Source organism: Neobacillus sp. K501 (assembly GCF_053749995.1).
Map to the genome: position 1 here is coordinate 803,827 of NZ_JBSLYA010000001.1, position 13,900 is coordinate 817,726.

Sequence of the window (13,900 nt, forward strand, 5' to 3'; positions counted from 1 at the left end):
AAGAAACCTAGAATTAACTGTTAAATAATAACGGTTTATTTCTAGAAATAACTAGGAGGTGACTCCTTACTCGTAAGAACGAGCTAAGGGAACTTATTTGGACATATTTAACTTGGTTATAATAGCCATTTTAATTGCTTTAACTGCCTTTTTTGTAACTTCAGAGTTTGCGATTGTTAAAATTCGAAGTTCAAGAATTGATCAGTTAATCGAGGAAGGAAGTTCGAGTGCTGTTTCAGCGAAAAGGGTAATTTCTAACTTGGATGAATATCTTTCTGCCTGTCAGTTAGGAATTACAATCACTGCCCTTGGTTTAGGGTGGATTGGGGAATCAACAATCGAACACATGCTAACTCCCCTATTCCGCGGTATGGATATTCCAGAAAGCGTGACCCCTGTTTTATCCATTGGAATTGCATTTGCATCGATTACATTTTTGCATGTAGTTGTGGGAGAACTAGCACCTAAAACATTGGCCATTCAGAAAGCAGAATTGATTACTCTTGTTGTATCACGTCCGCTAATTTTCTTTTATAAACTCATGTATCCATTTATTTGGGTACTTAATGGATCTGCGCGGATCGTGACAAGCATGTTTGGTCTAAAGCCTGTTTCTGAAAGTGAAATGGCACATACAGAGGAAGAATTACGAATTATCCTTTCTGAAAGCTTTAAAAGTGGCGAAATAAACCAATCTGAGTTTAAGTATGTAAATAAAATATTTGAATTTGATAATCGAATTGCAAAAGAAATTATGGTCCCACGAACTGAGATTGTATCATTGTCAAAAGATGATACATTAGATAATTTCCTCCAGGTGATCCGCGAGGAGAAATTCACAAGATATCCCATTATCGATGGAGATAAAGATCATATCATCGGTCTCGTTAATATTAAAGAAATGGTAACCGATCTCATCGGTAATGAAAATGATGCTACTCGAACACTCGAGCACTATACCCGTCCAATTATTAGAGTGATTGAAACGATCCCTATTCATGACTTGCTCGTTAAAATGCAAAAGGATCGAATGCATATGGCCATTTTGATGGATGAATATGGTGGTACCTCTGGTCTTGTAACAGTTGAAGATATCCTCGAGGAAATTGTTGGTGAAATCCGTGATGAGTTTGACTCGGATGAAATCCCCATGATCCGTAAAGTTAAGGATAATCATTATATCATTGATTCAAAGGTATTAGTAAGTGAGGTAAATGACTTATTGGGCCTTCATATTGATGATGAGGATGTGGATACCATTGGCGGCTGGATCTTAACTGAAAATTATGAGGCCAAAGAGGGAGATTTTATTCTTCACGACGCTTTCTCATTTAAAATACTTGATATGGAAGATCACCATATTAAGTACGTTGAAGTAACTAAGTATGCCGGCGATGAAGAACAAAACACCCCAAAAATTGTTTTACCTAAATCAGAAGTCTTATCCTAAAAACGAAAACAGACCTAGTGTCTGTTTTTTTTGTTTTATTAAATAAATATTATAGTGAAATTATCCAATCATCCCTTGTAGACAAAACATATCCTATAGTAATTAAGGGGGGATAATGATGAGAGACACTATTTTATTATTTTTAGCTTCCATCTTTGCTGGTTTTGCTTTAATGAACATGGAAGCCGTATCATTTTTAAGTAGCTTTGAATCACTTTTTGATATCGTAGGTGCGTTAGCCATTATAGTATTTTCCTTTGTATTGCTTTTCATGGGTGTCAAATCACTTTTCAAATCGTAAGCGTTTACAAGTATATAGAAAAGTTAAAAGATCAGATATATAATTATCTGATCTTTTAGTGTCCCTTTATTTATTTTTTAGGATTAATATATCCTCTTCCGTTTTAGCTATTTTTACTAAGTGAGAATCCAATCGGCGGTTAATGTATTGAATATCTTCCTTACTGTCCGGACCATTTTCTATGTCATGTAACACTTTCGTTTGAACCTCTTCTATTCGCTGAAGATACTCTTTGATATCGGAGAGGTCAATTTGATTCACCTCTACCCTGTGTTCAATACTGTCCATTTTTTCAAATCTGGAAAGCCTGTGTTCGATATTCTCTAACGTTTTATGAAATGAATGAACTAAAGTTTTAATTTCATTAATACTATCATTTAATTCCTCAAATTTTTTCTCCATGTTTGCCCGCTCCCTTTTTTTGGTTCCCTTTATTTTATCACCATTTACATCTTAATTTTGTTACAAATTTCAGAAAGATATTTTTAGCAGATTTATGAACTTTTTATAATATAACCATTATCCATCATTCTTAGTGAAGATTATCACAGGCAAACCCAATTAAAAACATTTAACATTAAAACATATTAATTATAAGAAAAGGTTGGTGTTAGTAAATGTTAATTTCTATCGATGAAAGAGCGGTGGCATGGTTTAATAAAGAATTTGAAATCAACAAGCCATTTACCATTCGCTTATATCCCCAGTACGCAGGCTTTGGTGAAAAACATAAAGGATACAGCCTGGCCTTTTCTGCAGAATTACCATCAAACGCAGGCTATACAACGGATATAAATGGAATAACCTTTTATGTTGAAGGTAATGATGTTTGGTTTTTTGAAAATACCGAAACCTACTTATCCGTGAATGACCTTTCAGAGGAAATATTCGTCACCTATACAGATCCAGCAATTATAAATTAATAATTTTTATGAGCAGCCATCTTAAAAATGGTTGCTTTTTTATTTGTTCTATTTTGTATCAAAAATTATTAAGAACTCTGTCGGATTTATTATTCGGAAAATTAAGAAATAACTTCGAACTATGTTGCGATAACCCTAAATAAGACATATAATGAAGGCGTAAACATAGGACCTAACAGCAGAAATCCGTTCCCATACATATAAGTATAAAGAAATAAAGGGGGCGCAAAATATGAAATACAAGTTCACAAAGGACTTAGTAAAGAAGTATTTTAGAAAAACAGTTCCTATGACAGCAGGAGATCAAATATTTTCTCAAAAAGGAATGGATGAGATCATAAACTACCCAATCATTGAAGTATCGATTGAACATGTTCGAAAGGCAATTAGACAGTTTTCAGACAAGCTGCCAAAAGGAGTTTACCGGACTATTATTGTACAAGATGATAATAGTATAGACTTTACTCAGCTTGCCTCTATATTAGGCGGTATTCCTTCCAGAAGATTTTATATGTCAAAAGAAACGTATGATTTATTCGAGGAAGAGGATAAAAAAATACCCTTAGAGATGGACCTGGTGCAGAAAGCTGTGGACTTATATGTTAAGGAACGGAAGGAATTCCCTATGTTAAGCTTCGACCCAGATCGCAGGGTTAACTACTATCAATTAATTCAAGAACATTATCTAAAGGCAGCACCAGAAATTCAGTTTTACATTACAAAATTAGATGGACTTGTCACTCATATTAAACCTGATAAGAATAAGGCAAAGAGCTCCTCACAATAGCTGTGAGGAGTTCTCGCTTTTCAAACGATTTATCATCTTTTATTTTAGTTTTTCTCAAAAGAGGTTTTTTTTGCTTTTTTTTCAGATATATTGAGATAATAGCATTAACCATTTTTATTTTATTTAAAGGATGAGGGATACAAAGATGACAAAAAGTAAGAATAAATCGCAGCATTTAGCGAAGATTTCTTTAGCGATTATGGGTGTAGGCTTCTTAGCTACCTTCCCATTTCAAAATACCCTTTGGGGAATGATCCTTCAAGGAGGCTTCGAGGCTGGACTTGTAGGCGGACTAGCAGACTGGTTTGCTGTCACCGCCTTGTTCCGCCATCCATTAGGGTTGCCAATACCACATACAGCTCTATTACCTAAAAATCGAAAAAGAATCTCAAAGGCTATTATTTCTATGCTCGAAAATGATTGGCTGACAAAAGAAAGCATTCGCAAGAAAATTTCTAATATCCCTTTTACAGAGAAGCTTTTCAATTTGGCTGAAAAGGAAGTAAAGGGACCAGTCGTTAGAAATGTAATTGTTAGGTCAATAAATCATTTAATCAGTACGATTGATAGTAAAAAATTATCACCTCTGATTGAAAAAGAGCTGAAATCAAAAGTAACTGAATTAGATTTAAGTCACTATCTTCCACTAGCGATTGATCAATTATTGAAAAGAAAATATGATGAAAAAGCTCTAGATTTTGTACTTGAGGAAATTGATGAATGGTCAAAAAAGGAAAGTACAAAAGAAAGGCTCGGCAGAATGGCTGTCGATGCATTAGAAAATATCAAGGCAGATGGTTTTATGCAATTTGCGCTTAAGTCCTTTACAAATATAGTGAACGAAGAAAAACTAGGGAATATTATCCAGAATTTAATTCAAAAAGGTGTTGGCAGCTTTCGTGATCCCTTTAACCAGAACAGACAAACATTACTCTTTCACATTAATACGAAGCTGCAGAATATGAAAAACGATACAAATTTAGCAGCAGAATTGAATAATGTAAAAGATCAAATCATTTCTGATTGGAAGCCTGAAGAAAAGATCATTGGGCTACTGGAACAGTTAAAACAAAAAGTCCTGACTTATATTGAGGAACCTAATTTTTATGAGAACTATTTACTCCCCCAAATGACAAAAGGGCTAAACAGTTTACGTTCCGATGACGAAAAGGTCGAGGCAATAGAGACATGGATAAAAAAACAAATTTCAATGTTTGTCGAGAATAATCATTCAAAAATTGGTAAACTCGTGGAAGAGAACCTAGATAAATTGGATGATAAAACACTAATTGATATGTTAGAAACCAATATTGGTAAAGACCTGCAATGGATTCGAGTAAACGGAGCAGTTTGTGGATTTCTTATTGGTCTTTTCTTAGTTGGATTGAAATTAATTTTTTAATTCAAGCTGTCATGAACTATTCATGGCAGCTTTTTTCATTGATCATTAAGTAAAAAATACCCATTCCTTCTCAGATAACATAGTTCTTTTTTAATGAATTCCATCATAATTAGATACTGTATCCATAATTGTGAAGAAGAGGAGGGGGAAAATGGGGATCAAGTTTATTAAGATTTCCGTTGTTTATTTTGTCATTGGGGTATGTATTGGAATGTTCATGTCAATGACAGAAAAATTCACCTTCACACCTGTACATGTTCATATTAATTTACTAGGATGGACAGCAATGACTTTGGCCGGTCTTATTTATGTTGCGTTTCCAAATGCAGCAGAAACAAAATTAGCAAAGGTCCACTTCTGGCTTCATAATATTAGTCTTCCCGTTATGATGGTAGGGCTTGCCTTATTAGTGTCTGGTGTTGGTGCAGCAGGACCCGCTGTCGCAGCCGGTGGGACCTTGATGGTGTTAGGGGTAATCATTTTTGCAATTAATATCTTATCTAACGTAAAAAATTAATTAAATCTGAACTAATTTTTCCTATTCGTCCATTACTTCATAAAGGCAGCTATTCATGTATCAATAGCTGCCTCTATTTATAATTTCATTTAGCTCAGTCCAATTAACTATTCGTGGAATATCTAAATGGCGATTATAGGATTGATCTTTAACATAAACCTTGGAAGGCTCATTCATTAATGTATTTAGTACATCTGGTTTATCATCAAAGTAATAATCCAGTTGTAATTTTTTGATGATCTGAACCTTTTCATTATCTTGCATTCCATAAAAAAAACGATCATCATGAACGGGAAATCCCTGTTTCTTTAACCATTCCTTTGTCCGCTCGCCATGGGCTTTGGGTCTAGCCGTTATATAGTATATTTCATGCCCTTGTTCTTCTAATTGCTGTAACACTTCAACAGCAGCTGGAAATGGCGGACAAGATGTATAATAAATCTCTTCTAATGATGTATTCCACATTTCCTTCCCTTGTTCATCCGTTAATCCAAATGGTTCATGAATTTCAACTCGATTTAGTTGATGGAATTCATGGATCGGTATATTTTGTTTTAAATTCTTATTATAAATATTAAAAGCGTGTTCTCTGAGATTTATTAAAGTATCATCAATATCAAAACCAAATTTCATTTATATTCCCTCTTTTGTATATGTCGGATAACCAATAAATTTTATATCCTTGCCGATCTTAACGAAGGATGTGTCGGTTAGCTCCACTGCATCCGACATTTTGTCCATTCCGGTTCCTTCTAAAAACGTCGGTGCATCTTTTCCGCCTATCAGTTTCGGCGCAATATAAAGGATGACCTTATCAACTAATTTATTTTCTAAAAAAGAAGCATTAATCGTTCCGCCGCCCTCGATTATTAATGAGGATACAAGATTTTCCCCTAAAATTTGCAGAACATCTGTTGGATCCACTTGATTAGCAGCAGTTGTTTGAAACACTTTTATCCCTTTTGATTTAAGAAGTATTTCTTTTTCAGAATCAAATTTCCTACTTGTAAAGATCCATGTTTCTGCTAGGGAATCCGTGACTACTTTTGAATCTAATGGAATTTTCAACGTTGAATCTAGAATGACTCGTATTGGGTTTCGACCGTTCGGTAATCGGGTCGTCAATTCTGGATTATCTTGAATTACCGTATTAACACCTACCAAAATAGCCATATTTTCATTTCTTAATTGATGGACATCTTTTCTTGCATCTTCTGATGTAATCCATTTACTGTGATGACTATGTGTCGCAATTTTACCATCTAAGGTAATACCAGATTTTAATGTTACAAACGGCTTTTTCTCAACAATGAACTTATTAAAGACTTCATTCATTCTTTGTGATTCCTGTTTGCGAATGCCAATAATTACTTCTATCCCGGCATCTTCAAGGATCTTAACACCATTACCCGAAACAACTGGATTTGGGTCGAGAGTAGCAATGACCACCTTTTTAATACCTGCATTGACAATCGCGACCGCGCAAGGTCCGGTTCTGCCATGGTGGGAGCATGGCTCAAGCGTCACATATATCGTAGCACCCTTTGTCTTTTTGCCTGCCATCCTAATCGCATGAATCTCAGCATGGGGCTCTCCCGCTTTTAAATGGGTACCAACTCCAACAATTCGGTTATCATTAACAATAACCGACCCCACAAGTGGATTAGGATCGGTTTGCCCCTTCATGGCCTGAGCATTTGTCAAAGCCAGGTCCATATAAAATTCATGGTTAGTCATTTGGACAAGTCCCCTCATCTTCTAAATGTCCAGATTTCTTAATTTTTGTCTGAAGATATTTTTCGTTATATTCCGAAATGTCACCCCATAATGGTTCTCTTCCTGATACCTCTAACCCCGCCATTTTTAATGCATCCAATTTTTTAGGATTATTTGTCATCAGCGTGACTGGTTTAGTGCGAAGAGCCTTAAGAACTTGTATAGCATCCCCATAATTTCTAGCATCGTCAACAAAACCAAGACCTTCATTCGCTTCAACTGTATCAAATCCGTTTTCTTGTAGAACATATGCCATTGCTTTACTGAATAATCCAATCCCTCTTCCTTCATGGTTAGCGAGATAAAATAAAGCTCCTGTTCCATGATCAACAATCATCTTCATAGATTTCTTTAACTGGAAACCGCAATCACATCTTTTACTGCCAAAAATATCACCGGTATGACAAATCGAATGCATACGAATAATCGCATCATCAGCATATTCAAAGTCGCCATAGACTAACACGCTGGATTGTTGAAATTCAGCTAAATTAGCCGAAGATAATTTTTCAATAATTCGTTCAAAGTCAGCGGTTACTTCATCACAATTTAGCCAGCAATACCACTGAAAAACAACGGTTTCTCCATACAAATTAACGGGAAGCCTAATTGGTCCGACTAAGTAAATGGCCCCTTTACTAGTAGTGATTAATTGAATTTTATCTTCCAATATGGAAAGAACTCTGGAATCGAGTGTTTTTTTCATTTTTTTATCCCCTTTTTGTTAGTATTGAATGAAAATAGCTTATAAATTCTAGGTAAAAGTTTGCAAAGAATGGCTTTTTTAACTAGCTGAAATTAGGCTATCATATATTAGTAAATATGTACAAAAAAAAGCTATCCTGTATCTACAAGATAGCTTTCTCCATTATAAGTATTTGCGATGGACACCCTTGCCATCATAGGAAAACAACATTCTTCTTTCTTCAATGATTGTGTCAATATGGACGGCTCTACCCCAGAGCTGTTGAATATAAGGAAGGACTTTTTCTAAATATTTGATATCCAGTTCGATCCCTTCATACCAGTGCTTTAAGTAGAGTTCTCCATTCTTTAAATAGTCGCCATCATTTACCGTAATATATGGGAAGCCGCCATTTACACGCATATTTACCAGCTGGTCGCGTATATGCTCCCACTGCTTATCAACAATCTTATAGTCCCTGCCTTGTTTTTGGAACAGGTACATATCCTCTCTCATGACCAAATCCTTATTTAAGTAATTACGAAGGAAAGAAATATCGGATTCGACCTCACGAACCTCAAACATTTTTTCACGCCCAGAACCAGGTTTCACTCCTCTACGCTGCATTTCTTCTGTTGGATTGTTATATCGTTCTTCGATATCTTCAAAAATCTTGATACCAAGATAATAAGGGTTAATCCCTGTCTTCGATGGCTGGACTACTCCGGCATTAAGCTTAGCGAACTCAATGGATTCCCCGCTCGTTAAGTCCATTTCTCGAATAATCCGCTGATGCCAATAAGAGGCCCAACCTTCATTCATTATTTTGGTCTCTAGCTGTGGCCAGAAATAGAGCATTTCTTCCCGCATCATCGTTAAAATGTCACGCTGCCAATCTGTAAGCTCCCTGCTATAAGATTCAATAAATAATAGTAAATCTTTCTCCGGCCGTGGCGGGAATTGCTTTTTCCGTGGTGAGCTATTTACCTTTTTATCCTTTTCATCAAGTCTCCAGAGATCATCATAAGGTGTAATGACTTGCTGCTCTTCCTCTTCTTCTTCATCCTCTATAGACCAAGCAAGCTTCGGTCTCATCAATGATGGATCAATATGCTCATCAATGGCCAACACGGCATCTAGAAAGGTCTCTACTTCCTTTTTTCCATATTGAATTTCATACTTACGTATTCTCTCGGCTGTTGCTGCCATGCTTTCTACCATATCACGCTTTGTATTTTGAAAGCGGACATTATTCTTAAAGAAATCACAATGCGCCAATACATGAGCGACAATTAATTTGTTTTGAACTAAGGTGTTGGAATCTAATAAGAAAGCATAACAAGGATTAGAATTGATGACTAATTCATATATTTTACTAAGTCCTAAATCATAATGAAGCTTCATCTTATGAAATTGCTTACCAAAACTCCAATGCGAAAACCTGGTTGGCATCCCGTAAGCACCAAAGGTATAAATGATTTCTGCAGGGCAAATTTCATAACGCATTGGATAAAAATCTAAACCAAAGCCTTTGGCAATCTCGGTGATTTCACTAATGGCAGATTCAAGTGCTTTACGATCTTCCCCATTCATGGTCATTCCCCCTTCTCCTCTTAAAACAATGTATGAGAAAAAGAGTTGAAAGATGAAACAAGAGCAAAAAAACAATAAGCAAGTTAGCTTATTGTTTTTTTGAATCAACAGTTATGGTAAGGAGCTTATTCGTTTTAGTATCATGAGTAACTTTTACAATAACCGTGAATTTCTGATTATTTTCTTGGACTTGAAAGCTAAATGAATCATCTACTTTTGATTGTGAAATATTTTTTCGTCCTAAATATTGATACTCCTTTATCTCATCACCAGGATAATTTTCCTTAACAACAGTTATGGCAATCCTTCCATACTTTTCATAATCAGGCCGCTCTGCAAAACCAAAATTTGCAAAACTACCTAGACAAAATAATGTAATCACCATTGACAACAGATATTTTTTCATTTCAATGAACCTCCGTTTCCTTAAAATATTTTCTCCGTTAATTCTCTTTGTTATGAATTAATTTTCTTGCTTCTTTTACTAGGGTAATTCCAACATATTGATTCCGTAGCCATTCTTCCTCAAAAACGGAAAGCGGCGGAGAGGTTTCACCGACCAACGGGCTAATTTCAATCGTCATAGCCGGCCTTTGATAAGCAGTAATAAACCAATCTGTAAACCCAGCACCAACAGCATGACGAGGTGGCTTTGCTAATTTGTATTGTGTTAATTTGGCAATTTTCATGGCAATTTGCCGATCCCGGAAAAAATGTTTGCCATTAAAGTAATTCCAATAAACCTCTCTTCCTGCAGAATGATAGGCAACAGCCACTAAAGGATCAATTTCATGAATGAATTTTGTTAAACCCTTTACCTCTTTTGCTTCGAGTGGCTTTTGTCCCTTATAAAATTGGTAATAAGGAGTGGTTGGTTCCTTCCCAAGCTTTTTCCATCCTGCTGGATATTGGCGATTCAGATCGACCCCCATAGCATTTGCTTTCCACCGTTCAAAGTTATTTGATCCATGATTCATGTTCTTTAGTTTATCCCGATGCTTTACAGGAAACATTGAAAGCTTATTTTGTTGAATTGTCACTCCATCCGGATTAAGCATTGGGATAAACCAAATCGATACTTTATCCAATAGCTCGGTTGGGATATTGTCAAGCTTCGCTTTGTTTTGATAAGCCTTTGTATAGGTTTCAAGCTTTTTCATTAACAGCATACTTGTTAGCCACTCGCGTCCATGGTGAGAGCCGATTAAGACGATATTTCGCTCTCCCTTTCCAAGCTTAACAGCATATATACTTCTGTTAAAATGGGTCTGGCCAATCTTTTTGACGATGATATCTTTTGGGTAACTAGCTTCTAATTCCTCCAAGTCTTGTTCTAATACTTCAAAGGAATAGGGTTCTTTTGTATTAATTATTTCGCTGTATGCTGCATTTTGAAATAAAAAAAATAAGAGCCATAAACAACATAGTATTCTCGCCATACTACCTCCTTTACTTTTCTAATTTCTCAGATGTTATACAGGTAAAAGTTGAAAACGCCGTCAAATATGAGTGTCCAACATTTTCTGTGCAAGTTATCATCAAAAAGTCATAAAATAATCTCAACTCCTAATAAGGAGGAGACAAACAAATGAATAAAATGGATTATGATCGAGCGCTGTATTATACACATCGATCTCAATGGGATAATTTGCTAATATTAATGGTTAGAACGAAGGACCAGTTTTTATCAAAACGGATAGAGCAATTCCTGCACGCCTATCATTTTGAACATGATTACTCGGTCATCGAAAAGAAACTTTATTCACTGCTCCGTTACATCGACCATGCAAACGAAACGTTCGAACCTGAAAATAATGAGTTACCGATGTATAGTCTTTCCTGAAAAACAAAATGGATACAGTTTTTGCTAAGGTAAAAAATTACAACCGGGTTAAAGAATTCCACCAAAAAACGGCTTCCTTTTACGGAAGCCGTTTTATATTAAGCGATTGGATACTGTTGCACTAGTGGATGGAGTACGATTTCGTCAATAAGCATGTACTTCGGCGCTGATGCCATATAAACAACCGCATTTGCAATATCCTCAACCTTAAGCCAGTTATGTTTCTCAGGCAGACCTTGAGTGGAATCTGCAAAATAGGTATCCACCATTCCCGGATTGATGGTTCCAACTCGAATTCCATACTCGCGTACTTCTTGAGCTACTGAACCAGAAAAACCTTGGACAGCATATTTAGTTGCCGTATAAGCAGCACCGTTTGGAATCGTATAGCGAGCCACATCGGATGAAATGGTAATGATGGTTCCTGATTTTCGCTCTTTCATATGTGGAATAACAGCTTTTGTTGCAAGGAAAACACCCTGAACATTGACCTCAAACACCTTTTTCCATTCTTCGACCGTCACTTCTTCTGTCAATTTGAAAAATCCAACACCTGCATTATTGACTAACAGGTCTACTTGACCAAATTCTTCAATTGTTTTCTTCATCACCTGCAGTATGTCTTCTTCTTTCGTTACATCCGCTTGAATCGGTAAAACATTAGAAAAACCAATTTTCTTTAGCTCTTCTGCTGTTTCGGATATTTGCGCAGAACTCCCGACAATGGATAATTTCATCCCCTGTTCAGCAAGTTTCACAGCAATCTCTTTACCAATTCCCCTTGAAGCACCGGTAATAACGGCAACTTGTCCCTTTAGCATAGCTTACTTCCTTTCATGATGACATACTTAGATGATCAAAATACTTAGTTATTCGAGACCATTTTGACCTTTTCATCAACAAGCTCCATGAAATTCTTTTCAAGTTCTTGAAGTTTACGCTTACTCTCCTCAAGGCTTTCACTATTTACCCCGAAATAGAATTTCACCTTCGGTTCAGTACCAGATGGTCGTAAACAAATCCAAGATCCATCGGTGAATGTATATTTTAAGACATTCGATTTTGGTAAATCGATTTTCTCTTCACCATTTGTGGTAACACGAGTTCCTGTTTGATAATCTTCTGAAGTCGCAATTTTTAATCTACCGAGATTTGAAATTGGCTCCGCACGGAAAGAGGCTAATATACGCTGAATCTGTTCTGCTCCTTCTTTCCCTTTTAACGTTAAAGAGCGTAAACCTTCTAAATAGAACCCATACTTTCCAAAGACTTGCATGAGTCCTTCGTACAGAGATTTGCCTTGTTTTTTATAATACGCACAAACCTCTGTTGCCAACAGGGCTGCTTGTACAGCATCTTTATCACGGGCGAAGTCGCCAATTAAGTACCCATAGCTTTCTTCATAACCGAAGAGGAAGGTGTGCTCACCCGTTTCTTCATAATTATTAATTTGTTCCGCAATAAATTTAAAGCCTGTTAGGACATCAATCGTTTCTAAATTGTAGGCAGCAGCAATTTTTCGGCCAATTTCTGAGGTCACGATTGTTTTCAATACTACCCCGTTTTGTGGTAGAGTTCCCTTGCTTACTTTTTGAGTCAGGATATAGTCTAACAACAAAGCTCCTGTTTGATTCCCAGTAAGAACGACATATTCCCCTTCAGGATTAAGTACGGCTATACCAAGACGATCAGCATCTGGATCCGTCGCTATTAACAAATCTGCACCAATTTTCTTTCCTTCGCGAATCGCTAGCTCAAAGGCGGCGTGTTCTTCTGGGTTAGGACTTTTCACTGTCGAAAATTCAGGGTCTGGTAGTTCTTGCTCTTTAACAATCGTTACATTTTTATATCCTAATGAATCCAATGCTCGGCGCACAGGCTTATTGGCAGTTCCATGAAGTGGTGTAAATACCACTTTTAAATCAGTTTCTTCGGCAAGAGTTGGGTTTTCAGAAATTGTTTTTAGTTTTTCATTATAGGCATGATCAATTTCTTCACCAATGGTGTTAATTAGCCCTTTAGCACGAAGATTTTCTTCACTGTCAACGTTGATTAATAATTCATTTTCTATTGCATTAACCTTTGCAATTACCTCATCGGCACTATCAGGTGGCAGTTGACCGCCATCTGAACCGTAAACCTTATAGCCATTATATTCCGGTGGATTATGACTCGCTGTAATCACAATACCTGAGAACGCATTTAAATATCTCAATGCAAAAGATAATTCTGGAGTTGGCCGTAATTCATCAAAAACATAAGTCTTAATCCCTTGTGTTGCGAGTGTTCTAGCAGCCTCCATACAAAATTCCGGTGATTTATGACGTGAATCAAAAGCAATCACTACGCCTCGTTGTTTTGCCTCGTTTCCTTGCTCCTCTATGTATGCTGCTAATCCAGCAGAAGCCTTACGAACAGTATAGATATTCATTCGATTTGTACCGACACCAATTTCTCCTCGCATACCGCCCGTACCAAATTCTAGATTTTTATAAAAAACTTCTTCCAATTGCTTTTCATCATTCTTAATTTCTTTAAGCTGGCGTTTAAGTTCTTCATCTAAACCAGTAAATTCAATCCATCTGTTAGCGCTTGTTTTCCAATCCATTCTTGAAATCCTCCT

At 36.4% G+C, this 13,900-nt stretch carries 16 protein-coding genes; 7 read left to right on the plus strand and 9 right to left on the minus strand.

The genetic code is table 11. The features are described from left to right. Positions 1-97: 97 nt before the first annotated feature. Complete coding sequence (locus ACWM35_RS03985; protein ID WP_454815694.1) at positions 98-1,450, plus strand: hemolysin family protein; 1,353 nt, start codon at positions 98-100, stop codon at positions 1,448-1,450. A 118-nt stretch (positions 1,451-1,568) separates the two neighbouring features. Beyond that, positions 1,569-1,751, plus strand: a complete 183-nt coding sequence (locus tag ACWM35_RS03990) for a hypothetical protein (protein WP_454815695.1) — start codon at positions 1,569-1,571, stop codon at positions 1,749-1,751. Positions 1,752-1,817: 66 nt separating this feature from the next. Here ACWM35_RS03990 and ACWM35_RS03995 read toward each other — a convergent pair whose 3' ends face one another. Further along, positions 1,818-2,153, minus strand: a complete 336-nt coding sequence (locus ACWM35_RS03995; protein WP_454815697.1) for a hypothetical protein — start codon at positions 2,151-2,153, stop codon at positions 1,818-1,820. A 215-nt stretch (positions 2,154-2,368) separates the two neighbouring features. On the opposite strand from ACWM35_RS03995, the gene ACWM35_RS04000 reads away from it, so the two are divergent. From ACWM35_RS04000 to ACWM35_RS04015, 4 genes are all read left to right on the plus strand, one after another. Next, positions 2,369-2,674 carry a HesB/YadR/YfhF family protein gene (locus tag ACWM35_RS04000; protein WP_454815699.1) on the plus strand — a complete coding sequence of 102 codons (306 nt, stop codon included), beginning with the start codon at positions 2,369-2,371 and terminating at the stop codon, positions 2,672-2,674. A 232-nt stretch (positions 2,675-2,906) separates the two neighbouring features. Beyond that, the gene (locus ACWM35_RS04005; RefSeq protein ID WP_454815701.1) at positions 2,907-3,461 is read left to right on the plus strand and encodes a DUF3939 domain-containing protein; all 555 of its coding nucleotides are present in this window, start codon (positions 2,907-2,909) and stop codon (positions 3,459-3,461) included. Between the two features lie 145 nt (positions 3,462-3,606). Then, a complete protein-coding gene (locus tag ACWM35_RS04010) occupies positions 3,607-4,863 on the plus strand; it encodes a DUF445 domain-containing protein (protein ID WP_454815703.1) in 1,257 nt (418 codons plus the stop codon). A 151-nt stretch (positions 4,864-5,014) separates the two neighbouring features. Next, complete coding sequence (locus tag ACWM35_RS04015; RefSeq protein WP_454815705.1) at positions 5,015-5,380, plus strand: cytochrome-c oxidase; 366 nt, start codon at positions 5,015-5,017, stop codon at positions 5,378-5,380. A gap of 60 nt (positions 5,381-5,440) precedes the next feature. On the opposite strand, the gene ACWM35_RS04020 is transcribed toward ACWM35_RS04015, so the two are convergent. From ACWM35_RS04020 to ACWM35_RS04045, 6 genes are all read right to left on the minus strand, one after another. Further along, on the minus strand, positions 5,441-6,013 hold the full coding sequence (locus ACWM35_RS04020) for a 5' nucleotidase, NT5C type (RefSeq protein WP_454815707.1): 573 nt from the start codon (positions 6,011-6,013) through the stop codon (positions 5,441-5,443). Further along, positions 6,014-7,117 carry a bifunctional diaminohydroxyphosphoribosylaminopyrimidine deaminase/5-amino-6-(5-phosphoribosylamino)uracil reductase RibD gene (ribD, locus tag ACWM35_RS04025; protein WP_454815709.1) on the minus strand — a complete coding sequence of 368 codons (1,104 nt, stop codon included), beginning with the start codon at positions 7,115-7,117 and terminating at the stop codon, positions 6,014-6,016. After that, positions 7,110-7,862 (minus strand): GTP cyclohydrolase II, encoded by a 753-nt coding sequence (locus tag ACWM35_RS04030; RefSeq protein WP_454815711.1) that lies wholly within the window; start codon positions 7,860-7,862, stop codon positions 7,110-7,112. The genes ribD and ACWM35_RS04030 overlap by 8 nt, the downstream gene beginning before the upstream one ends. Positions 7,863-8,024: 162 nt before the next feature. Continuing rightward, positions 8,025-9,434, minus strand: coding sequence for a SpoVR family protein (locus ACWM35_RS04035; RefSeq protein WP_454815712.1), 1,410 nt, complete (start codon positions 9,432-9,434; stop codon positions 8,025-8,027). Positions 9,435-9,522: 88 nt separating this feature from the next. Continuing rightward, complete coding sequence (locus tag ACWM35_RS04040) at positions 9,523-9,840, minus strand: DUF3889 domain-containing protein (protein ID WP_454815714.1); 318 nt, start codon at positions 9,838-9,840, stop codon at positions 9,523-9,525. Between the two features lie 37 nt (positions 9,841-9,877). Further along, positions 9,878-10,873 carry a M14 family zinc carboxypeptidase gene (locus tag ACWM35_RS04045; RefSeq protein WP_454815716.1) on the minus strand — a complete coding sequence of 332 codons (996 nt, stop codon included), beginning with the start codon at positions 10,871-10,873 and terminating at the stop codon, positions 9,878-9,880. Between the two features lie 149 nt (positions 10,874-11,022). On the opposite strand from ACWM35_RS04045, the gene ACWM35_RS04050 reads away from it, so the two are divergent. Continuing rightward, positions 11,023-11,277, plus strand: a complete 255-nt coding sequence (locus tag ACWM35_RS04050; protein WP_454815718.1) for a YhdB family protein — start codon at positions 11,023-11,025, stop codon at positions 11,275-11,277. A 98-nt stretch (positions 11,278-11,375) separates the two neighbouring features. Here the strand turns inward: ACWM35_RS04050 and ACWM35_RS04055 are convergent, their stop codons facing one another. Together ACWM35_RS04055 and ACWM35_RS04060 are read right to left on the minus strand one after the other, a co-directional pair. Next, on the minus strand, positions 11,376-12,098 hold the full coding sequence (locus ACWM35_RS04055) for an SDR family oxidoreductase (protein WP_454815720.1): 723 nt from the start codon (positions 12,096-12,098) through the stop codon (positions 11,376-11,378). Positions 12,099-12,142: 44 nt separating this feature from the next. After that, entirely contained in the window at positions 12,143-13,885 is a 1,743-nt protein-coding gene (locus tag ACWM35_RS04060; RefSeq protein WP_454815721.1) for a phospho-sugar mutase, read from the minus strand. Positions 13,886-13,900: the final 15 nt, after the last annotated feature.